The organism is Actinomycetota bacterium (genome assembly GCA_019347675.1).
Classification (GTDB): Bacteria; Actinomycetota; Nitriliruptoria; order Nitriliruptorales; family JAHWKO01; genus JAHWKW01.
Genome location: JAHWKW010000018.1, coordinates 1 through 21,479 on the forward strand (window position 1 = coordinate 1; position 21,479 = coordinate 21,479).

General features: G+C 70.0%; 23 protein-coding genes and 2 pseudogenes. 13 read left to right on the forward strand and 12 right to left on the reverse strand.

Going from position 1 to position 21,479, the window contains the following annotated elements:
- Positions 1-171 precede the first annotated feature (171 nt).
- Positions 172-486 (forward strand): annotated as a pseudogene (locus KY462_12775) (integrase core domain-containing protein).
- A gap of 224 nt (positions 487-710) precedes the next feature.
- Positions 711-1,184 carry a hypothetical protein gene (locus KY462_12780; protein ID MBW3578587.1) on the forward strand — a complete coding sequence of 158 codons (474 nt, stop codon included), beginning with the start codon at positions 711-713 and terminating at the stop codon, positions 1,182-1,184.
- A 1,374-nt stretch (positions 1,185-2,558) separates the two neighbouring features.
- Here KY462_12780 and KY462_12785 read toward each other — a convergent pair.
- The 3 genes from KY462_12785 to KY462_12795 all read right to left on the reverse strand — a co-directional run bounded on the left by KY462_12785 (position 2,559) and on the right by KY462_12795 (position 3,759).
- Positions 2,559-2,948, reverse strand: coding sequence for a putative toxin-antitoxin system toxin component, PIN family (locus tag KY462_12785; GenBank protein ID MBW3578588.1), 390 nt, complete (start codon positions 2,946-2,948; stop codon positions 2,559-2,561).
- A gap of 5 nt (positions 2,949-2,953) precedes the next feature.
- The gene (locus KY462_12790; GenBank protein ID MBW3578589.1) at positions 2,954-3,262 is read right to left on the reverse strand and encodes a ribbon-helix-helix domain-containing protein; all 309 of its coding nucleotides are present in this window, start codon (positions 3,260-3,262) and stop codon (positions 2,954-2,956) included.
- 95 nt (positions 3,263-3,357) lie between these two features.
- Positions 3,358-3,759, reverse strand: a complete 402-nt coding sequence (locus KY462_12795) for a putative toxin-antitoxin system toxin component, PIN family (GenBank protein MBW3578590.1) — start codon at positions 3,757-3,759, stop codon at positions 3,358-3,360.
- Positions 3,760-4,085: 326 nt separating this feature from the next.
- On the opposite strand from KY462_12795, the gene KY462_12800 reads away from it, so the two are divergent.
- Complete coding sequence (locus KY462_12800; GenBank protein MBW3578591.1) at positions 4,086-4,910, forward strand: alpha/beta hydrolase; 825 nt, start codon at positions 4,086-4,088, stop codon at positions 4,908-4,910.
- Here the strand turns inward: KY462_12800 and KY462_12805 are convergent.
- On the reverse strand, positions 4,892-5,086 hold the full coding sequence (locus tag KY462_12805) for a hypothetical protein (protein MBW3578592.1): 195 nt from the start codon (positions 5,084-5,086) through the stop codon (positions 4,892-4,894). The genes KY462_12800 and KY462_12805 overlap by 19 nt on opposite strands.
- Positions 5,087-5,169: 83 nt before the next feature.
- On the opposite strand from KY462_12805, the gene KY462_12810 reads away from it, so the two are divergent.
- Positions 5,170-5,586 carry a MerR family transcriptional regulator gene (locus tag KY462_12810; GenBank protein MBW3578593.1) on the forward strand — a complete coding sequence of 139 codons (417 nt, stop codon included), beginning with the start codon at positions 5,170-5,172 and terminating at the stop codon, positions 5,584-5,586.
- A 7-nt stretch (positions 5,587-5,593) separates the two neighbouring features.
- A complete protein-coding gene (locus KY462_12815; protein ID MBW3578594.1) occupies positions 5,594-7,174 on the forward strand; it encodes a peptide chain release factor 3 in 1,581 nt (526 codons plus the stop codon).
- Here the strand turns inward: KY462_12815 and KY462_12820 are convergent.
- Complete coding sequence (locus tag KY462_12820) at positions 7,063-8,223, reverse strand: ADP-ribosylglycohydrolase family protein (protein ID MBW3578595.1); 1,161 nt, start codon at positions 8,221-8,223, stop codon at positions 7,063-7,065. The two genes, KY462_12815 and KY462_12820, sit on opposite strands and share 112 nt — an antisense overlap.
- Before the next feature lie 221 nt (positions 8,224-8,444).
- Between KY462_12820 and KY462_12825 the strand changes: the two genes are divergently transcribed.
- The 4 genes from KY462_12825 (at position 8,445) to KY462_12840 (ending at position 11,131) form a co-directional block, all read left to right on the forward strand.
- Positions 8,445-9,725, forward strand: coding sequence for a nicotinate phosphoribosyltransferase (locus tag KY462_12825; protein MBW3578596.1), 1,281 nt, complete (start codon positions 8,445-8,447; stop codon positions 9,723-9,725).
- Between the two features lie 159 nt (positions 9,726-9,884).
- Positions 9,885-10,421: a macro domain-containing protein gene (locus KY462_12830; GenBank protein ID MBW3578597.1), complete on the forward strand. Its 537-nt coding sequence runs from the start codon at positions 9,885-9,887 to the stop codon at positions 10,419-10,421.
- Positions 10,422-10,601: 180 nt separating this feature from the next.
- Positions 10,602-10,988, forward strand: coding sequence for a hypothetical protein (locus tag KY462_12835; protein MBW3578598.1), 387 nt, complete (start codon positions 10,602-10,604; stop codon positions 10,986-10,988).
- Entirely contained in the window at positions 10,985-11,131 is a 147-nt protein-coding gene (locus tag KY462_12840) for a hypothetical protein (GenBank protein MBW3578599.1), read from the forward strand. Before KY462_12835 ends, KY462_12840 begins: the two co-directional genes overlap by 4 nt.
- Positions 11,132-11,207: 76 nt before the next feature.
- Here KY462_12840 and pgl read toward each other — a convergent pair whose 3' ends face one another.
- From pgl to KY462_12855, 3 genes and pseudogenes are all read right to left on the reverse strand, one after another.
- Positions 11,208-11,918 carry a 6-phosphogluconolactonase gene (gene pgl / locus KY462_12845; GenBank protein MBW3578600.1) on the reverse strand — a complete coding sequence of 237 codons (711 nt, stop codon included), beginning with the start codon at positions 11,916-11,918 and terminating at the stop codon, positions 11,208-11,210.
- A 312-nt stretch (positions 11,919-12,230) separates the two neighbouring features.
- Positions 12,231-12,434 (reverse strand): cold-shock protein, encoded by a 204-nt coding sequence (locus tag KY462_12850; GenBank protein ID MBW3578601.1) that lies wholly within the window; start codon positions 12,432-12,434, stop codon positions 12,231-12,233.
- 222 nt (positions 12,435-12,656) lie between these two features.
- Positions 12,657-13,882 (reverse strand): annotated as a pseudogene (locus KY462_12855) (IS110 family transposase).
- A 252-nt stretch (positions 13,883-14,134) separates the two neighbouring features.
- Between KY462_12855 and KY462_12860 the strand changes: the two are divergent.
- Both KY462_12860 and KY462_12865 read left to right on the forward strand, forming a co-directional pair.
- The gene (locus tag KY462_12860; GenBank protein MBW3578602.1) at positions 14,135-14,377 is read left to right on the forward strand and encodes a hypothetical protein; all 243 of its coding nucleotides are present in this window, start codon (positions 14,135-14,137) and stop codon (positions 14,375-14,377) included.
- Positions 14,378-14,654: 277 nt separating this feature from the next.
- Positions 14,655-15,803 carry a DEAD/DEAH box helicase gene (locus KY462_12865; GenBank protein ID MBW3578603.1) on the forward strand — a complete coding sequence of 383 codons (1,149 nt, stop codon included), beginning with the start codon at positions 14,655-14,657 and terminating at the stop codon, positions 15,801-15,803.
- A 355-nt stretch (positions 15,804-16,158) separates the two neighbouring features.
- Here KY462_12865 and KY462_12870 read toward each other — a convergent pair whose 3' ends face one another.
- A complete protein-coding gene (locus tag KY462_12870) occupies positions 16,159-16,338 on the reverse strand; it encodes a hypothetical protein (protein ID MBW3578604.1) in 180 nt (59 codons plus the stop codon).
- A gap of 386 nt (positions 16,339-16,724) precedes the next feature.
- On the opposite strand from KY462_12870, the gene KY462_12875 reads away from it, so the two are divergent.
- On the forward strand, positions 16,725-17,153 hold the full coding sequence (locus KY462_12875) for an ATP-binding cassette domain-containing protein (protein ID MBW3578605.1): 429 nt from the start codon (positions 16,725-16,727) through the stop codon (positions 17,151-17,153).
- A gap of 61 nt (positions 17,154-17,214) precedes the next feature.
- Positions 17,215-17,379, forward strand: coding sequence for a hypothetical protein (locus tag KY462_12880; GenBank protein MBW3578606.1), 165 nt, complete (start codon positions 17,215-17,217; stop codon positions 17,377-17,379).
- 72 nt (positions 17,380-17,451) lie between these two features.
- On the opposite strand, the gene KY462_12885 is transcribed toward KY462_12880, so the two are convergent.
- The 3 genes from KY462_12885 to KY462_12895 form a co-directional block, all read right to left on the reverse strand.
- Positions 17,452-19,353, reverse strand: a complete 1,902-nt coding sequence (locus KY462_12885) for a hypothetical protein (GenBank protein MBW3578607.1) — start codon at positions 19,351-19,353, stop codon at positions 17,452-17,454.
- Positions 19,350-19,922 (reverse strand): sigma-70 family RNA polymerase sigma factor, encoded by a 573-nt coding sequence (locus tag KY462_12890; GenBank protein MBW3578608.1) that lies wholly within the window; start codon positions 19,920-19,922, stop codon positions 19,350-19,352. The genes KY462_12885 and KY462_12890 overlap by 4 nt, the downstream gene beginning before the upstream one ends.
- A 204-nt stretch (positions 19,923-20,126) precedes the next feature.
- Positions 20,127-21,392 (reverse strand): APC family permease, encoded by a 1,266-nt coding sequence (locus KY462_12895; protein MBW3578609.1) that lies wholly within the window; start codon positions 21,390-21,392, stop codon positions 20,127-20,129.
- Positions 21,393-21,479 lie beyond the last annotated feature (87 nt).

Here is a 21,479-nt window from a genome sequence, read left to right on the forward strand (position 1 = left end):
ACCAGCAGATCGCCACTCCGTTCGAATGGAAGTTCACCCGAACCGATCTCGACCGCGTTCTGGCCCGCTGCGACATGGCCGCCGCAGCCTGAACCGATACGTCAACGAACTTCCGTGCCAGAGCACTTAGGTGTGCCGCGCGCGTGAGATGGGTGGAGGGACGCGGAACACGACCGGTTCAACTCGATCGAGCACGCCCGGGCGTTCTGCCGCACCTTCTTCGGTTGGTACAACCATCAGCACCGGCACTCGGGCATCGGCCTGATGACCCCCGCCGACGTGCACTACGGCCGCGCCGCCACGATCACCGCCGCCGGCAGCCAGGTCCTCCACGCCGCCTACACCACACACCCCGAACGGTTCTGTTCCGCAAGCCACCCGCGCCACCGGCACTGCCCGCCACCGTCTGGATCAACTGCCCCGACGACACCAACAAGGAGCAGCCGGCTCAGTAATTCCTCAAAGCTCTTGTCTCAACAAGCTTGACAGGTTTCGATCTCTACGGCGTGGACGCGAGCACCGTCCATCGCTGGGAGCGCACCGGGCGACTGCGGACAGCTCGCCGAGACCCGGGTGGGACGAAGTACTGGCTGGCCGTCGAGATCCTCGCCGACGGTCGCCGACCCGCCCGTCCCTGCGGAGCCCGATCGCCGGCTGGAGGTTGATAGTTTCGTCGAGGTCACCCGCCGCCGGCGGCGGAGGGCCAGCTGATGACGGCGCCCCGAGTGGCCAACCTCGTTCGCGATGCGCTACGTCGCGACGGCGCCTACGACTTCGGGCTCGGCGTCGTCCTGCGGGCGCCGACCGTTCCCCGCGGGTCGGGCGCCTCGGCGAGCTACCGCATCGAGCACCGTCTCGCTCCGCTGCTGCCGGGCAAGCCCGCCGCGACCCGTCGTCAGAGCTACGCGCGTGATCTGAACGTGGCCTACGCCCGCGCCCGGGCCGTGTTCGAGGAGATGCAGCAGCGCGCCGCCGGCACGTTCGCTGAGTACCACACCGACGTGCCGTTCGGTGAGGTCGTGGAACGCTGGCACGCCCCACCCGCGCTGGGGCGCCCACTACCCCGCGAAGGTCGCCAGCCTGCTGCGCTGCTGGGTCACCGCCGACGACATCGTCGTGCCGTGGCGCGCCTCGGGACCACCGACGCCGATCGCGTCCATCCCGATCGGCGCGCTTACGGCTGACCACTACAACCAAGCGCTGGAGCACGTCCGTCAGGCCCGCGCGCACCGCACGTACACCGAGGTCCATGGGCTGGTCGTGCAGATCCTCAAGTGGGCCTCGCCGACCGGTACCTGCGTCAACCGGTACCTGCGTCCCACCGACAGCGGCCTGCTCTCGCAACTCCCCCTGGCCCGCGCCGATGACCGTTCAGCACCGTCCGGGCTCACTCCCTCTATCCCGCCGGACGAGATCCCACCGCTCCCCAGCGTGGTCGCATTCACCGACGTCGCCGGGGAGCTGTTCGACCATCGGCGTCCACGCTCCTCAACCTGCTCGCGTTCGCGGGCCTGCGGATCAGCGAGGCCCTGGCGCTCCGACACGATGACCGGCTCCAGCGGGGAGCTGACAGCTGCTGGCGGATCGAGGTGCGTGAGCAGGTTCACCGCTCACAGCGCCGCACCATCCCCCGAAGTGGCGTAAGCGACGTTGGGTCTTCGTGCCGCACTGGCTCACCCCGGACTTCGACGCCCTGGTCGCCGCTACACGGGCCGGTGACCTGCTGTTCCCGTCCCCGGGCAGACGCGTTCGGAGGGCGGAGGTCGGATGGATCCGGTCGGTGTCGGCTACCACCCCGACACGAACTGGCGCCAACGGGTATGGGGGAAGGTCGTCGAAGCGACACCGGACTGGCCCGAACGTGACGACTGGCGGCCACCCGACTGTGGCCCTCCGCCGGCTGGCAAGCAGTCCGAGCGACGCTGGCGATGGCCGGTGCACACACTCCGCCATGTCTGCGCCACCTACCAGCTCAACGTCCTGGGTCTCGACCCCGACGATGTCGCCAAGTTCTTTGGTCACCGCTCCGGTGTGCAGGTCTCGGGAGATGTACGTGCGGGTCCGCGCCAACCTCTTCGGCCGAGCCGCCACCGCCAGCCAGGCTGCCGGCGACCCTCGGACCCTTCCGTCTGAGAACTCATGACCGCATTTCGGCCGCTTGGAGCGGGCGACGAGCGCGTACACCGCGCCATCGTCGGCGCGATGGGCGGTGGGACAACCACGGGACCGCTCTCGTGGTCAGCGACGCGTTCCCGTGCGCTTCCTTGTCGAGCGGCGATCGTCGACTGTCACCCCGTCAGGCAGTAGTGAAGCCGCCTCGAAGTCCGACCGCGGAGGCCTCTGCGCATAGACTGGCCGCTGGTGCCACGTGATGGCACCGGAGTCGGTCGTAACCGTGCCATAGAAGCTCTTCTAGCGGGGTTCTGCACCAACCTTCGACGTGCGACTTCACCGCAGTTCTTCCCACGCTTTTCCCTCGTGGGAAAGAACCCCGTCATCGTTGCCGGGAGCAGCCATCCGCAGCGTTGACCGCCGCCCGGCGAACGTGTCCGCGCGCCTCAGGCCTCGTCGGGGAACCCGGCGGGGTTCACGACGGGGATGTCGCGCCACGAACCGAGTGCGTGCAGGTGGCGGTCGCCGCTCACGATGAGGTCGGCGTCCCCCTCGGCCGCCGCTTCGAGTACCCGGTTGTCGGCGGGATCGTCCTCGATGTCATGAACCGCCTCGCGCGGTTCCACAAGTTCGCCGAGCCGGAGCAGCTGCGCCACCACCTCCTCGGCGTACGCACGTTCCCAATCGAACTTGTCGACCAGGACCCGGGCGAGCTCGGCCAGCAAGGGCCGGGACACGATCATCGTCAACTCGCCAGAGAGCACCCGCCGGTACACGGCTTCGGGTGGCCCACCGGGGAACACGAACGCGGAGATGACCACGTTCGTGTCGAGCACGACCCTCACCCGTGGCGGGCTTGCTGGATCAACCGCTCGACGTCGTCCTCGTCTTCGATGGCCAGGCCCCGAGCACGCGCGGCGCCGTAGCGCTGGAGGATCTCGAAGCGTCCGGTTTCCTGGTAGGCCTGGTAGACGCGCAGCATCTCCCGGAACAGCTCGCTCTTGTTCCGGCCCTGCTGCTCCGCCAGGCGCTCGAAGTCACGCGCGAGGTCCGGGGGCACCGAGACCGACAGCACCTTCGACGCTCGCTCCGCCACCGTGACCTCTCTCACACTCTTCGAGTATGACAGTGTATGAACGAGGCCGGTCATCGGCAACCGCGGGGAATCGTGGTTGTCGCGCGGGTCCCGTTCGTCCTCGGGGCGCGCGTAAGCGCGCCTGGAGTGGCTCGAGCTTCTGGTGTCGGCTACGGGCGAGTTCCTTGGTGGAGTCTGCCGGGTGAGGATGCGGACTCCCTCCACGACCTGGAGTCGAGGAGGTTGGCGTCGCCCGTGACGATGACGTCGGCGCTGCCCGTGATGGCGGCTTCCAGGACGCGGTTGTCGTCGGCGTCTCGAACCAGGTCGAGGGTCAGGGTCGGGCGAACGACACGCGAGGCGAGAGCGATCAGCTCGATCACCTCGTCGACATCGCCGAACATCTCCCCGAGCTTGGGGTAGGCCAGCACCCGCCGGAGCTCGTCCAGCAGTGCGGGGCTGGTCACGACCTCGAACCGTCCGGCCGGCGCTGCCTCAACCACATCGCCGGGCGGGCCACTCCAACCGAGCCCGGACACCCAGGTGTTGGTGTGGAGTACAGCCCGGGTCACGACACCTTCCGGGCCGCCTCGATCGCCTCATCGACCGCGGTCGGATCCAAACCTGCAGAGGCACCCGTCGGTGGACATGCCTGAGTCGACGTCGCAGACGCTGCATGCGACGCTCAGCACCAACGGCGTAGAGGGAGACCGGATGCCGCGTGTTCCAGCCCATGGCATAGAGACCGCACCCGACACCAGCACCGATCATCTGAAGCGGCTTGACGAACGGTTCGGTCAGTGCTGAACATCGTCGGTGCGATGGCCCGCGCGCCAACCGTCATCGGCGAGTTCACCAGCGCCGAGGCGGCGATCGCTACGAACGGGTCCGGTGTCGAATGAGCCAGAACGCGGCCGTCACGGTGGAGGACGTCGGGTTCCCGGGGAGCACCGGGGCGCGACTCGCGGGCGTCCTCCACCGCCCCGACGGCGGGGCTGTCGGGAGCGTCCTGCTGGCCCACTGCTTCACCTGCTCGAAGGACCTGCACACCACCACACGGATCGCAGGCGCCCTCGCGGAAGCGGGCTACGCGGTGCTGCGGTTCGACTTCACCGGGATCGGTGCGAGTGGGGGCGACTTCCGCGACAAGACCGTGTCGCGCAACGTTCGCGATCTCGTGCTGGCCGCGACCCACCTCATCGAGCGTGGCTACGGACCCTGCGGGCTCGTCGGCCACAGCCTCGGAGGTGCAGCGGTGCTGCTCGCGGCGGCGCGGATGCGGACGGTCCGGAGTGTCGCCGTGCTGGGTGCACCGGCGACAGTCAGCCACGTCCGGCACCTCATGGTCGACGACGAGGAGGCCATCAGGCGTGACGGCGTCGCACAAGTCGTGATCGGCGGGCGGCCGTTCCCCATCTCGCGCGACTTCCTCGACGACCTCGACACCCATGACGTCCTCGCCGCGGTCGAGAGCCTCGGTCGGCCTCTTCTCGTGCTCCACGCTGTCAATGATGAGGTCGTGCCCGTGAACGACGGTGAGGCGATCTTCGCGGCCGCTCGCCAGCCGAAGAGCTTCGTTCCGCTGATCGGCGCCGACCATCTGCTCACCGACCGGGGTGAGGCCGCACACGCCGCACAGACGCTCGTTGGATGGCTCGACACGACGCTCAGAGGCGGAGGCGACGACCGACCTGGCCGCGGCGATCAGCGCCCCGACCAGTAGCTCTCCGCTGCTCGGAAGTCCCGTAGGGCGTGCGGTCCGTTGCGTTGCCCGAGCCGGCGGTAGAAGCCCTCACGGTCGATCACCCGGTTGCGACGCGTACCTGTGCTGGGACTGCGGGGGACGTCGGGTGACTGCTTCGACAGGTCGCGGACGTCGCTGTTGTTCAAACGTGGCATCCTCCGCACCTCAACCCTTACGTTAGTGAAGGTATCTGCGGTAGGATGGCGGATCCACGTCGGACGAGCAGCCGGGGGACCGCATGGTCCGGGACGCGATCCATCAGATCGGCGAGGTCGCCGATCGGGTCGGGCTGTCGTTGCGCACGGTGCGCTACTACGAGGAGGTCGGGCTGATCGAACCGTCGGACCGCACGGCCGGCGGGTTCCGGCTGTACAGCGACGATGACATCGCGCGCCTGGAGCTGATCAAGCGCATGAAGCCGCTGGGCTTCACGCTGGACGAGATGCGCGACCTGCTCGAGGTGCGCCGTCGGTTGCGGTTCGACGATCTGGACGTCGATGAGCGGGCGCGGGCGGCGGATCGGTTGGCGATGTATGCCGAGGCCGCCTCTGCCAAGTGCGAGGAACTTCGCGGCAAGCTTCAGGCGGCGGAGGCGTTCGTTGAGTCCTTGCGGTCGGAGACGACCAGCCACCCCAGGTCCACCCCGAGGCGCTGAGCCGACCTTGTCGACCACGTCGTCCCCCGCCCTGGATCCTGCACGCGCGGCTGCGCGGCGTCGCACGTTCGCGATCATTTCGCATCCGGATGCGGGCAAGACGACCCTGACGGAGAAGTTCCTGCTGTACTCGGGTGCGATCCACCAGGCCGGGGCGGTGCGGTCAAGGAAGGTGGAGCGGACCGCGACGTCGGACTGGATGGCGTTGGAGCGGCAGCGTGGCATCTCGATCAGCTCCGCGGTGGTGCGCTTCGACCACCGTGGGGTGACGTTCAACCTGCTGGACACGCCCGGGCACCGCGACTTCTCCGAGGACACCTACCGGGTGCTGTCCGCGGTGGACGCCGCGGTGATGGTGCTGGACGCGGCCAAGGGCGTCGAACACCAGACGCGGAAACTGTTCGCGGTGTGCCGCCGGCGTGGCACGCCGCTGCTGACGTTCGTGAACAAGATGGACCGCCCGTCGCTGGATCCGCTGGCGATCCTCGACGACATCGAGGCGCAGATCGGCCTCGAACCGGTCCCGGTCACCTGGCCCGTGAAGTCCCGCGGACAGTTCCACGGGGTCGTCGACCGGCGTGATCGTGTGGTGCATCGGTTCGCCCGGACCGCCCACGGGTCCACCAAGGCCCCGGAGCGCCAGCAGCCGTGGGATGGACAGGACGACCCGGACGGAACCGTCGACGAGCAGCTGGCGTTGCTGGACGCGGTGCACGACCCGGTCGACCTCGCCGGCTTCCGGGACGGGCGATCCACGCCGGTGTTCTTCGGGTCGGCGCTGTCGAACTTCGGGGTGCGGCTGCTGCTGGACGCGCTGGTGGACCTGGCTCCCGCCCCGCAGCCGCGTGCGGACGTTGCCGGCGACCCGCGCCCGTTGGACGCCCCATTCTCGGCGTACGTGTTCAAGGTGCAGGCCAACATGGACCCGCGGCACCGCGACCGCATCGCGTTCCTCCGGATCTGCTCGGGACGGTTCGAACGAGGCATGACCGCGACCTGCGCGCGGACCGGGCAGCCGTTCGCGATGCGCTACGCCCACGAAGTATCCGGCCAGGGCCGCGCCACCGCGGACGTGGCCTGGCCCGGCGACGTGATCGGGCTGGTCAACGCCTCGGATCTGACGATCGGCGACACCCTCTACGTCGACGAACCGGTCGCGTTCCCGTCCCCGCCGACGTTCGCACCGGAGCACTTCCGCCGCATCCGCCCGACCGACCGGACCCGCTACAAGCAGTTTCGCCGCGGCCTGTCCGAGCTGGACGAGGAGGGCGTCATCCAGGTTCTGCGCGACCCCCAGCTCGGCGACCAGGCGCCGCTGCTGGCCGCGGTCGGGGTCCTGCAGTTCGACGTCACGATCTGGCGGCTCGAGCACGAGTTCGGCGCCCTGGCCGAGCTCGATGACGTCGACTACCAGCTGGCCCGCCGCACCGACCGCGCCGGCGCCAGGACCCTGCGAGACGCTCGCGCCGCCGACGTCTACCACCGCTCCGACGGCACCCCTCTCGCGCTGTTCCGCAACCGCTTCGCGCTCGAGCGGCTCGAACGCGACCTGCCCGGCCTGACCCTGGACGCCATCGTCACCCTCTGATGCGGCGGCCGGTCCGACCGGGGACCGCGCCGAGCAACCTCCACGTCGACCACCCGGTCGTTGGTGCATACCGCGGTGGGCGCTCCAGGCGACGGTCCCCGACCCCCAAGCGCGGCACGGACGCACGTGCGGGACCGGGTCAACCATCGCGCACGGCCGACGCCTCGAACAGCTGATCGGCGAGCCGACGTAAGGTCACGGTTGGTTCGACCTTGGCGTTCCAGCCGGGCGGGATCGCGTCCTCGCCCAGGTAGCCGCCGCACACCGGTCCCGGCCATCCCCGCGACCGTGTCGGTGTCCCCGCCGAGGCGGACGGCGAACTCCACCACGTCCGGCCAGGAGTCGGGACGCAGCAGAAACGCGTACAGCGCAGCCGGCACGGCATCCACCGCGAGCGCAGACGTGCCCAGCCGGCTGGCGACGGCTGTGACGTCGTCGACCGGCAGCAACGAACCGACAGCTTCCAGACGTCCCACCATCGTGTCCGTGTCGGCCCACCGGATCAGCTTCGCGATCACCGCCTGCGGATCGATCCCACCCGACGGAGCATCCAGGGCCAGTGCGACCGCGATCGCTTGCACCGCCGCAGCGTCGACCGCGTGCGGGTGACCGTGGGTGCAGCGCGCCTGCGCACGCGCCAGGCGGTCCACCTCCGTCAGGTCCCCGTGTGCGAGTAGCGCCAGCGGCGCCACCCGCATCGCTGCCCCGTCCGTCGCCGAGCCGAGCCCATCGAACGCATCGAGCACCGCCCGCTCCCACGACACGCCACGTCCGAGCTCCTCCACGAGCGCCGGGATGGTGCTGCCCCATCCGCGGTCGGGCTCGGCCCGGTACGCGTGCACGAGCGCCCGCGACAGGTGCACCGGATCCAGCCCGCCGCGTGCGACGAGACTATTGGCGACCGCGATCGTCAGCACCGTGTCGTCGGTGTGCTGCAGCCGACGGGCCCTGGCGACGTGCCGTTGGATCAACAGTCCCGATTGGTCGCCAGGCCGCGGCGGACCGCCCTCGAACGCTGCGCCCACAGCGTCGCCGACGGCACTGCCCAACAGGGCACCACGGAAGCGAGACCTCGTCGACAACGGCTGCCTCCCATCGTTCGGACATCCCGACAGCCCATCGGGTCTACCCTCACGTTAGGGTTGGGTTGTCCGAGTCCGCGAACGGCGGACCGTTCCAGCATGACCCACAGGGGGTCTCCGAGATCGACGCCACCACCCATCCTGCGCGAGTTCCGCTCGGCCTGTGCACCGACCTTTACGAGCTGCGCATGGCCGAGACCTGCCTGCTGCACGGACGGACCGCGCCGGCCACGTTCAGCCTCTACATCCGCCCCGACGCCCGCCGACCGTGGATCATGTCCGCGGGCACGTCCGCGGTCCTGGACCTGCTTGACGACTTCCGCTTCGGTCCCCACCAGATCGACTACCTCGCCTCGGACGCGGTCGGGCTCGACGACCAAGCGCTCGACTGGCTATCCGACCTCGAACTGACCGGCGAGGTGCGGACAGTTGCCGACGGCACCGTCGTCCTCGGCGACGAACCGCTCCTGGAGTTCACCGGGCCCCTGCCCGAGGCGATGCTGCTCGAGACGGCGATCATGGCGGTGGCCGGGTTCCCCACCCTGATCGCGACCAAGGCCGCACGCTGCAGGATCGTCGCCGGCGGTGCGAACCTGGCCGACTTCGGCGCACGTCGCGCCCACGGCCTCGAGGCCGGACTGGAGGCCGCCCGTGCGGCCAGCATCGGCGGAGTCGGCGCGACCTCGAACGTCGAGGCCGGACGGCGGTTCGGGATCCCGGTGGTCGGCACGATGGCGCACTCGTTCATCCAGGCCTACGAGGACGAGACTCAAGCCTTCGCCGACTTCGCCACCGACCACCCAGACAACGCCATCATGCTCGTCGACACCTACGACACTCTCGACGGCGTGCGCAACGCAGTCCGGGTCGGACGACGCCTACGCGAGCATGGCCACGAGCTAGACGGGGTGCGCCTTGACTCCGGCGACCTGAAGGAACTGTCCAAAGCGTCACGCGAACTGCTGGACGATGCCGGGTTCACCCATGCGCAGATCTTCGCCTCCGGCGGCATGGACGAGCACAAGATCCACCGCCTGCTCGAAGCCGACGCCCCGATCGATGCCTTCGGGATCGGCACGGCCCTGACCACCTCGCGCGATCACCCCGCCTTCGACATCGTCTACAAGCTCGTGGAGTACGACGGGTCGCCCCGCGCCAAGTACTCCGAGGGCAAGGTCCTGCTGCCCGGTGCCAAGCAGGTCTTCCGGCGGGGCGGCCCCGACACCGACGTGCTCGGCCGACGTGACGAGGCGCTGCCAGGCGAACAGCTGCTCCAACCGGTGTGGCGAGACGGGCAGCGGCTAACCGACGCAGACCTGTCGACCGTACGCGAGCATGCCCAAGCTCAACTGCGACAACTCCCAGCCGGATGGCGGCATCCGGACGGCCCCGACGAACCACCCAGACCTCGCGTGAGCTCCACGCTCAGCCAGCTCGCACAGCAACTCCGCGCACGAGACCTCGGATAAGACCGCTCCGTCGCGCACCGGCCGCCCCTTACGACGGCCCTGAGTGGGCGAACACCGTGTACATCGGGAGGGCGGCATCCGTCGGATTGGGTGGCGGAGGGACGCAGAGCACGGTCTCGTTCGGGCTACCGTCGGATCGCTAGCTGAGAAGGACCAGTGGTGCGTGAGCACAGGGTCGGTCAGGTCACGGTGGAGCTCGTCACCGGGGACATCGCCGGTCAGCCGGATGTCGATGCGGTGGTCAACGCCGCCAACGCGCAACTGCGGATGGGAGGGGGCGTGGCTGGTGCGATCCACCGTGCCGCTGGACCGGGTCTGGCCGAGGAGACACGGCCGTTGGCGCCCATCTCCCCGGGTGAGTGCGTCATCACGGGCGGCCACGAGCTGTCGAACGATCACGTGATCCATTGTCTTGGGCCCGTGCACGGCCGCGACGAGCCGTCAGCGAGGTTCCTGGCGGACTGTTACCGCAACGCGCTACGACTGGCTGATGAGGAGGGCCTGTCGTCGGTGGCATTCCCGGCGATCTCGACCGGGGCGTTCGGCTACCCGATGCGACCGGCCGCCGAGGCGGCGCTGGGCACGGTCCTGAAGGCCGCCGAGGAGCTGTCGTCGGTGAAGCTCGTACGGTTCGTTCTGTACTCACAGCGGGCGCTGGACGCCCACGCTGAGGTGCTCGACGAACTGGTCGGCTGAGGTGGACCCGCGAGACATCCTTTGTCAACCTCAGGCCGCAATTCGTTTTTGGAGTTCCCCCGGTTATGTCGCCATGCGCACAGAGGGGGGAACCTCATTTTGGGGTGCGGTTGCGGTTGACCTGGTGGAGGGGTCGTCGTAGGCGACGCCGCGGTTGAGGCAGGTCCATTGTTCCCGCTGGTGTCCGTCGTCTCGGAGCTGGTCGAGGCCCGACGGATCCTCACCGAGGTCGCCGACGAGGAGGCGGTCGACCTCGACGGCATCGAGGTCGGGGTGATGATCGAGGTGCCGTCCGCCGCGCTGGCCGCACGTCGGCTCGCCCCGCACGCGGACTTCTTCTCCATCGGCACCAACGACCTGCTGCAGTACCTGTTCGCCGCCGACCGGCTCAACGCCGAGGTCCCGGAGCTGCAGGACGTGTGCGCCCCGGCCGTCCTGGCCCTCATCCGCGACGTCATCGACGCGGGCCACGCGGCGGGCGCCTGGGTGGGCGTCTGCGGCGAAGCCGGCAGCGATCCGGTGGTGGCCGCGCGATGGTGGGTCTGGGCATCGACGAGCTGTCGATGACCCGCGCGGCCATCCCGGAGGTCAAGGACACGCTCCGCGGTCTCGACAGCGCCGACTGCCGCGACGCGGTTGAACATGCCATCGAGCAGGCGACCGACGGGCCCGGAGCACGCCGCATCCTGCAGCAACGGCTCGACCTCTGACCACGGCTCGCGCTGAACGTGGAAACCGAGCCGTGTGCATGCCGGGCTCGGTGGTGACAGAGTGGGTGTTTCTTCGTCAGACGGATGTGGGGTTGGAACCGAGCTGTTGGGCGGCTGCGTCGTCCAGGACCAGCAGTGCGTCCTCGTGTGCGACCCGGCTCGCGGGGATCCCCGGGTCATGGCGAACCAGCCGACGGACCGCGCCGGCCTTGTCGGCGCCCACAACCAGCCACAGTTGCTGCCGGGCGCGCACGAGGACCGGCACGGTGAGAGTCATCCGGCGGTGGCCGCGGTAGGGGCCGGTGGTCGCGACGGGCCTGTCGCTGATCTGCACGACAGGGTCGTTGGGCACCAGCGACGCGGTGTGTCCGTCCGCACCGAGGCCGAGGTGGACCAGGTCGAGGACGGGCGGATCGCCGCAGACGCGGGCCAGCTCGTCCGCGTAGCGGTTGGCCGCGACGTCCGGATCCGGATCCGTGACCGGCATGGGATGCACGTTGGTGGAAGGAACCCGGGCTGCGTCCAGCAGGTACCGCTGGAGCAGATCGAGATTGCGGTCGGGGTGCCCGCCGGGGACGATGCGCTCGTCGACCTGGAAGACGTGGATCCGCTCCCACGGCAGGTGGTGGTCGGCGAGGGCGGCGAGCATCCCGGTGGGGGTCGAACCGCCGCTGAACGCCACCGTGAAGACGTCACGCTCTGCGAGGGTGCGGGTCGCAGCAGCTGCGACATGACTGGCCGCCTGCTGCGCGCGGACCGCATCCGGGCCGAGGATCTCGTGTCTCATGACGGCAGTCATGTTCTCGGTTCTGGCGGGATGCACGTCGTGCCCGGGATCGCCGGAACGTGCGTGGTAGACGGGCTCGCGCACGGGTTCCCATCGACGCCGACGAGGTGGACACACCCGTCATCGACGTTGGTCCGCCGCAGGAAGTCGATCATGCCCTCTGAAGCCGGATGGACCGGTGCGTCCGCTCAAGCGGCGTGTTCCTCGGTGCTGTCCGGTGGCAGTGAAGGGCTGCTACCAGACGAGCCCCGCTCGGAAGCGGGGCTCGTTGGCTTGCGTCAGGCGGCGCGTGTCGCACCGCCTTGGATCGGCTCAGACCGGGGTGACCTGGCTGGCCTGCGGGCCCTTCTGGCCCTGCGTTACCGAGTACGAGACCTTCTGACCCTCTTCAAGCGTCTTGAAGCCGTGCCCCTGGATCTCAGAGAAGTGGACGAACAGGTCCTCGCCACCGGACTCTGGGGTGATGAAGCCGTAGCCCTTGTCGGCGTTGAACCACTTGACAGTTCCGTTATCCATGTCGTGATGCTTTCGTGTCGCGCGTCGGCACGGGTAGCTCCCTCAGGATGAAACGAGCGTGATGCCCCGACCGGTGCACGCGTGACGGTACTGCCTGGGGCACACCGCAGCCGTGACCGTGCGGCAGGCGCTCGCCGATCTCGGTTCTGCGTTGCCCGTGGTGGGCCCGATCAACTGGGGTGTGCGCACACGTCGACGTAGATACCCCAGGGGGTCAAGTTGTCAAACGGCGGCCTCGAGGTCGTTGTCGAGCCAGTGCTGCCAGGCTTGCTGTTCATTGTAGGGCTGCCGGTGGTGTAGGACGCCGTGGAGGATCTTGACGAGCTTGTTCGCGAGTTTCCGGCGGGCGTGTTTCGAGGTGTGTTCGGGGTCGGGGTTGTGAGCGTCGTAGAACGCTCGGGCGCCGGGTGAGCCGCTGAGCGAGCACAGGGCCCACTGCCAGGTCGCGTCGGCCAGCCGTCGGTTGCGGGCAAAGCGGGCGATCACAGCACGTCGGTTGCCGGAGGCGATCGTGACCGGAGAGGTCCCGGCGTAGTTGGCCGGGCCTTAGCATCGTCGTAGCGGGTCGGGTCGTCCCCGAACTCGCCGAGCACCCGGGCGCCGAGGATCACGCCGAGCCCTGGAACGCTGCGGATGAGATCGGCGTCCGGGTGCTGCTCAAAACGTTCGGTCAGTTCGGTCGCGACCTGGCCATCTGGTCGTTGAGCGCGGCCAGCAGTGGCACCAGCGAGCTCACGGTGGTGCTGTAGGCGTCAGCGAGCACCGGCGGGGCCTGCAGCTGCTCGGTGCGGAGTGCCTCGCGGATCTCGGCGGCGCGCTGCTCGAGGTTGCGTTGACGGCCTCCGCGACGCAGCGCGGAGACGATCTGCCGGGTGGACAGCTGCTTGCCCTGTTCTGGGCTGGGTGCCTTGATGAGCACCTGTAACGCGTCGGGGTGATGAAGCTGGTCGAACGCGTCCAGAGCTCCCGGGTAGAACTCCCGCAGCGCACTCCGCAGCTGGTTGGTATGGCGTGTCCGGGTCCAGATCAGGTTCTGATGTGTACGTGCCAGCAGCTTGATCGCCTGCGCCAGCTCGCTGTCACCGGCGATCGCCCGGTGGTTGTGCCGGTCGGTGCGGACCAGGTCGGCGAGCACCTTGGCGTCCCCAGGGTCGGATTTCGCGCCCGAGACCCCGTGGCGGTCGCGGTAGCGGTCGACCGACATTGGGTTGACCGCGTAGAGCAGATAGCCGGCGGCCTCCAGGGCCTGGACCAGCAGCCCACGGTCGATCTCCAGACCGATCACGACCTGCTCGGGTTCTTCGACGTGCTGTGCCGAGCTGGTCGTGGAGCCGTGCCACCCCCGCCACGGAATCGTCGATACGGAACTCGCTGACCGAAGCACCATCCGCGTCCAGCACGCACACGTCGTGATGGTCCTCGGCCCAATCAATCCCGACGAAGATCATCCTGCCTCCTATGTCGGTGTCCTGATCCGTCCCGCCGTGACCCCGGACGCGACCTAATGGACCAGTGCTCGCGGCACGTCACTCCAGCAGCGCTACGGGGCCCGGGACCCGGTGGGGGCACGATCTACGTTTAGGGCTGATTGAACCGTCCAAGCTCACGAAGTGCTCTCCCACCGGCCGGGACGCAGCCCCTACCTACACCTGCAGGCGAGTCGCTGCAGCGCCATTAGGCTCGGGACGATGCGCATCCGGATGAAGGTCATCTCCGAACACGACGTGGCACGCGGAGCGGTCGTTGACGAGGGGACCCACGCGGATCCCGTCGCCATCCACGGCAGCGGACCGCACTCGTTCGTCTGCGGAGCGTGCGGGGTGGTGCTCGTCGACGGGGTTCGTTTCGGCCAGGTCGAGAGCGTTGCGTTCCGGTGTGCCGCCTGCCGCGCGTTCAACGCCATCCCGCGCGTCATGGGCGGTGACGGCACGTTAGAGGCGTAGATCCCCCTCCACCGGGACCTGTGAGACCGATCGCTCGCATCAGCGCCTGCCGCAGGTACACTCATCTGCGTGACGTCGGTACGTCACGGACACGCGCGCCATAGCTGAACCGCTCACCGGCGCCGGACTCTGATCGCGATCCTCCCGATCGCTCTCTCGTACGGGCGTGTCACCCAGTGCGGCCAGCCCACCCATGCTCGGCCCCACGCCCGCGTACGGGACGTCCGTGCGCGTCTGCGGCTGGAGGCCGCGCGTCTCCGGCAGGAAGTAGATCGCTTTGAGCACCTTCATCGAACTGGGCGTGCCCCGGAACATCTCCGACGTGCTCGCCAAGGGCGGCATCACCGCCGCCTTCCCCATCCAGTCGTTGGCGATCGCGGACGCGATCGCCGGACGTGACATCTGCGGCCGCGCGCCCACCGGCTCGGGCAAGACGCTCGCGTTCGGTATCCCGCTCGCCGTCCTCGCCGACGAGGCGGCCCCGCGCCGTCCGAGCGCGCTCGTGCTCGTCCCGACGCGGGAGCTCGCCTCTCAGGTCGCCGAGGCCGTCCGGCCGCTGGCCGAGCTCCGTGGCCTGCGCACCGCGACCTTCTACGGCGGCACCCCAATCAACAAGGACCGTCAGCGCCTCGCACGTGGTGTCGACATCGCGGTCGCGTGCCCCGGTCGACTCGCGGACCTCGTGAGGCGCCGGTTCGTCGTCCTGACCGACGTGCGCCTCGCCGTGGTCGATGAGGCCGACCGTATGGCCGACATGGGCTTCCTGCCCGAGGTGAAGCGCCTGCTCGATCAGACCCACGCCCAGCGTCAGACCCTGCTGTTCTCCGCCACCCTCGACGGCGACGTCGACGTGCTGGTCAGCCGCTACCAGCGTGATCCGGTGCGCTTCGAGGTCGCCGGCTCCGACGACGACCAGGGCGACGTACAGCACCTGTTCTGGAACACGCCGGCGCACCAACGGCTGGCGGTCACGGCCGACATCGTCCGCAACGCCTCCCCGGCGATCGTGTTCACGCGCACCAAGCGCGGAGCCGACCGACTCGCCAAGCAGCTCGGCCGCCACGGCGTGTCGGCGGCGGCCATCCACGGTGACCGTTCGCAGAGGCAGCGTGAACGTGCGCTCGCGGACTTCGGCGCCCGGCGCGTCACGACCCTGGTCGCCACCGATGTGGCCGCCCGCGGCATCCACGTCGATGAGGTCGGTGTGGTGGTCCACTACGACCCTGCCGGAACCGGCAAGGACTACGTGCACCGTTCCGGCCGGACCGGGCGGGCCGGCGCGGACGGGCTCGTGGTGACGCTCGTCGCGCCGGACAAGGCACGTGATGTCCGGGCGATGCAGCGCTCCCTCGGGATGCGCCAGGACGTCGCGCCCGTGCGGATGGACGCCGTCACCGGCGGCCGACCCGTCCCGCGCGTCGCGTAGCGGGGCGACCGCCAGGAGCGGCACGGCGGCGCGCGGGACCCCCCGACCGTGCCGGGTGGCCCCGTTCTCAGCTCCACGAGCGCCCGACCTGCAACTCGGGGTCCCCGGCATCCTACGTACGATCACGTGGTGTCGACCCAACCGCGGACCGCCACGACGCGGCATCTGATCGAGGCGGCACTCGCATTAGAGCTGGACGACGACGTCGGGTCGGCGACCGCCGCCGCACCAGCCGGGATCCGCGATCCGGGCCCACGCTGAGCCGACGACCGTCGTTCGAGGCCATGCACGCGCTGACGCGCAAGTCAACCGTCCCCCGTTCAGGGTCCTGCCCGGGTGGTGACCGCTGTGACGGCTAGTAGGTGACGAGAACGTCGTCGGAACAACTGCTGGTTCCCGTTTCGCATGCCTTGAACTGGTGCGTGCCGCCGCCTTTGCTGTTCAGGTTGACGGTGGCGGCGCCGTCGTTCGCGGTCGTGCCCACGTTCGAGCCGTCCACGTCGACGTCGGCGTGTGTGGTGGTCGCCCCGTCCATGCGAGATGGACGTGCTTGGTGCCCTTCAGCTTGTAGCCGGTGGCGGTCAGCGCGATGCCCGCAGGCGGGTCGTCACTCACCGGTTCGATGACGGGCTCCGTCCCGGAGGTGAGCGGCGCCCAGGGGCGGACGTCGAGGAACGGCCCGGAAGCCGCGACCGGCGATGACGACGGCACGTCATCCAGGCGCGCGGACTGACCAAGCGCTATCCAAGCGGGATCACCCCGTCGACGCGCTCGACCTGGCCGTCCGCGAGGGCGCAACTTCGGCCTGCTGAGCCCCAACGGCGACGGCAAGACCACCACAGTGGGGATCCTCACCATACGGGTGGTCCCCAGCGCCGGCACCGCGGTGGTGGGCGGCGTCGAGGTGGTCGCTCACGCGCCCTGCGCCAGACAGGTGATCGGTGTCGTCTCCCAGGTCAACACCCGGAACGTGACCTGACCGTCTGGGCGAACCTGTACTTCCACGCTCGCTACTTCCGGATGAGCGTGCAGGACGCCCGCGCCGCAGCAGACGCATGGCTGGAGGGCTTCCGTCTCACCGCCAAGGCCGCGGTCAAGGTCGACGCGCTGTCGGGAGGCATGGCGCGCCGGCTGATGCTCGCACGCGCCACGCTGCACAGGCCCGCCGTCGTGTTCCTCGACGAGCCGACCGCCGGGCTGGACCCTCAGAGCCGTCTCGCACTGTGGGAGACATCGAAGGGCTGCACGCCAGCGGGCAGACGGTGCTCCTCACACGCACTACATGGGAGGAGGGCCGAACGGTTCTGCGAGCGCGTGGCGATCATGGACCACGGCTGGCTCCTGCGCTGACTGTTCACCGTCGTGGGGGTCCGTGCTTTCCGCCGGCGGGTCCTGGTCCGACCGCGCAGCCGTGGGACGTCTCGCCGCGGTCGTCGTCGGCGGCTTCGGCTCCGGCCGGTACGAGGTCCCGGTCGAGTTCGGGATGGAAGGCCGGTGGACGGGCAAGCTGCTGATCGCCGAGGAAGACACCGCGTCGACGGTTGCCGTGCCTGTCGGCGTGGACGTCACCCGGTGACGGAGTGGCCCGGACGTCCGGTGTCGCGCGCCACGCGATCGAAGCCTTCGCCGCGAGCGGAACGGCGCGCTGTCAGTCGCCGGCGACGAAGGAGATCCACTCGCCGTCCGGCGTGATACCGACCCGCCAGCCCGCGTAGCCGCCGAACTGGCGGAAGGCCGCGATGTCGCCGCCGCCGCCGTACAGACCGGCGTCGACGAGCTCCTGGTACTCGGCATCGGTCGGCTGGTCGGAGGCGAACGCACGCGGCCACACGATCAGGGCCGAGTACCGGTCGGCCTGCAGCTGCGTCTCGACCTTCTGGCCGTGCGGCAGCCGCAGCAGTTGGGCCAGGTACCACAGCGGGCGCTCGCCCGGCTCGTCGCGTTGCTCCAGCATCTGCCAGTAGGCCGCGGGAGAGTCGTCCTCGCCCGCCCCCAAGGAGAACGTGAACGGACGCTCGCCGCGTGTGGCCAGCACCTCGAGTCGTCCGTAGTCGCAGGCGACCGCCGCCTCGTACAGCGCTTCGCGCAGGTCGTCGGCCGCCGGTGGCAGCCCAGCATCGGGTGGCAGATCGGCCGGCATCACCGCCGCCGAGCAGTCGGCGTCATCGGGCCGGGCCTGCTGCCGGGCGTCGGAACCGTCGCCGTCGAGCGTGTAGGTCCACAGCGCCACGTCCGGGCGGTCGTCGGTGACGATGCTCCCCGCGACCAGCAGGGAGTGCCCGTCCAGCTGCGCCGTCGTGGTCAGCCGGCCGGGGGAGTCGAAGGTCCCGTCGCCGTCGAGCCGCAGCCACGCGCCGTCCGCGCGCCGCTGCCACGCCGCCGGGTGCGTGGGCTCCGTGCCGCCGGGGAAGTGCTCCCCGACCGCGACGATCGCGCCGTCCACGACACCCGCCCCGAGCACCGCCTGCTGTCCCGGACCGCCGATCCCATCCGCATGGACGCGCTGCCAGTTCACCCCGTCGTCGGAGGCCCACACCGCCCCGTCCACCTCGTCCTTACCGTGGACGGTGCCCAGCGCCAGCAGCCGTTCCCCGTCGATCACCAGCGCGGTGGGGCGGTTCGGGTTCGGCTGGTACACGCCGGGGGTCGGCGGCGTCAGCTCCCAGGTCAGGCCGTCGTCGGAGTGGGCGAAGCCCAAGCCGTCGCCGGCGTGCGCGATCGCGACGTAGCGGCCCGCGAACCGGGTGAGTGCATCGAACGTGATCGGTAGTTCCCCATCGAAGGTGGGCCCGAGGCCGCCCTGCTGCCATTCGCCGTCGAGGCCGTCGGCGCGGTAGGCGACCGGCTGGACCCCACCATCGGCGTCGATCGATCCGAGCACGACGACGGCGCCGTCACCGGACGACACAACTTCCTCCAAGGCGGTGAGCGGACTGACGGCTGGCCGGCCGCCAGTGGGGACGGGCAGGTCGATGCGGGTCCAGACCGCCCCGTCCTCCGACGTCCAGGCCTTCGGCAGGCCGTCGACCTGTCCGACGGCGACGAACGCCTCCGCGACGGTGGTGACGTCGCCGATCGTGCACGACGCCTCCCCGCAGAGGTCGACGGCGACCCGCTCCCAGCGGTCCAGCTGCGCGGCGCGCCAGATGGCGGCCTGGTCGCCGTGCTCGCCGTCGCCCCCCACCGCGACCGCGACCCCGTTGGTCACCGCGAGTCCCGTGATGACCTGCTCGCCGGGACCGCCGAACAGCCCCTGGGGGTCGGGGACCCGCCGCCAGGTCCCCGTCGGCACCTCCGCACCGTCCCCGCCCGGGGACGGGCTCGTGTCGGCGAACGGCGGCTGGTCGATGATCACCCCCCGGTCGAGCAGCCGGGGCACCACCACCACCGTGGCGACCGCGGCCGCGGCGGTCGCGACTGCGACCGCCGCCAGCACCCACCGACGTCTCGGCCGGGTGGCGATGCGGGCGTACAGCCGGTCGCGGTCGACCGCGTCGACCTGCTCCAGCAGCGCGGTGCTCGCTCGCCGCATGCGCTCGTCCAGATTCATCGCGCATCCTCCTCGGGGCTGCTCAGCTCCACTTGCAGCCGGCGGGCCAGCGCCCGGCGTCCCCGGTGCAGGTGCGCCTTGGCGGTGCCCTCGGCACAGCTCATGGCGGCCGCCAGTTCCGAGATCGGCAGGTCGTGGACGTAGTGCAGGATCAGCGCCTCGGCCTGGCGGTTGGGCAGGCGGCGCACCTCGGCCCACACCACGTCATCGTGCTCGGATGCGACGCTGGCGGCGTCGTGGCGCATGCCGCGCAGCCGCAGCATCGCCCGCGCCTCAGCCCCCAGCCGTCGGAACCGTGACGCGGCCAGGTTCGCGGCGACCGTCCGCAGCCACGCCGCGGGCCGCTCGTAACGGCCGACCCGGTCCCAGTCCCGGTAGGCGCGCGCGAACGCCTCCTGCAGCAGTTCCTCGGCGACCCACCGGTCGCCGGTGCGTGCCAGCAGCAACGCGTAGGTGCTGCGGAACTCGGCGTCGTAGAAGCGCCGGAAGGAACTCTCGTGGGTCTCCTCGGCCACGTCCCCCGTCGCCCCCGCAGTCCGTCGTCGGCCGACCGCTCCCGCCGTGGCCATGCATCCTCCCCCAGGCCGCACTGCAAGGAGAACGCACGACGCGGGGCGTGGGTTGACACGGGTTCACGTCCGGCGAGGGGCGAGAGGCACCAGGTCCATCTGGACGGCGGCCCAACCTGGCACAGCAGCTACGGGCGGTTGGTAGCAGATCAACAGCACGACACGGACTTCCTGAAGTCGCCGCTGGTCACGAACGGCGTGACGTCACGGGTGCGACGGCCCCCGTTGAGACCGGCGCGTGGCCAGCCATACGACCGATCCGCTCACCAGCAGGATCACCCCGCCGACGACCGCAACGAGGGGCAGGGCAAAGGCCAGCAGGGCGCACAACGCGACACCGAGTGCAGCGAGCCACCTCGGCCAGCGCCGCTCGGCCGAGGACAGCGTCCACGCCGAGGCGTTGGCGAGCGCGTAGTAGGTCAGGACGGCAAAGGAGCTGAATCCGATGGCGCCCCGCAGGTCCGCGACGAGGACGATCGCGGACACGAGCACCGCGGCGGACACCTCGGCTCGGTGGGGAGTCCGGTGGGTGCGGTGGACCGCGTCGAGATAGCCCGGGAGCTCTCGGCGGCGGGCCATGGACAGACTGGTGCGGCTCACCCCGGCCAGCAGCGAGAGCAGCACACCGGCCGACGCGACCGCGGCGCCGACCCTCACGATGGGTGCGGCTGGCGCCCAGCGGCCCGCCTCCACGGCGGCGGCCAGGGGGGCGGGCGCCTCGGCGAGGGTGTCCGGTCCGACGGTCAGCAGGGCGGAGCCGAGCACGATCGCGTAGACGGCAACGACGATCCCGAGCGCGATCGGGATGGCCTTGGGGATGGTGGTTTCGGGGTCGTGGACCTCCTCGCCGAGGGTGGCCAGCCGCGCGTAGCCGGCGAACGCGAAGAACAGCAGGCCGCCGGACCGCAGCACGCCCCAGACGCCGCCACCAGCCGCGGTGTCGAGATTGTCGACCGACGCTTGACCGCCGAGCAGTGTTGCGGCGACGACCACGGCAAGGGCAGCGAGCACGATCGTGACGATGATCCGCGTCAGACCGGCGGTCTTCTCCACACCGCGGTAGTTGACCGCGGTCATCACGACGACCGCGACGATGCCGATGGGCCGGGCTAGGTCGGCGTGGACGTAGGCGCCGAAGGTCAGCGCCACGGCGGCCAGGCTGGCGGTCTTGCCGACGACGAAGCTCCAGCCGGCGACGAAGCCCCAGTGGTTCCCGAGGCGCTCACGGGCGTAGACGTAGGTGCCGCCGGACTCGGGGTAGAGGGCCGCCAGCTGGGCCGAGGAGGTGGCGTTCGCGTAGGCCACGAGTGCGGCGAGGGCGAGGCCGGCCAGCATCCACGTTCCCGCGGCGGTCGCGGCGGGGCCGGGCGCGGCGAACACCCCCGCGCCGATCATCGCGCCGAGGCCGATGGTGACCGCGTCGGCGGTGGTCAGGCGGCGAGCGAGCTGCTGTGATCGGCGTGTCGTCATGCTGGATGCTCGTCCAGTGTGACGCGGCGTCAGCCGATCGACACAACGAGACGACGCCCGGGACCGCGGCGCCTTCCCGGCTCAGCT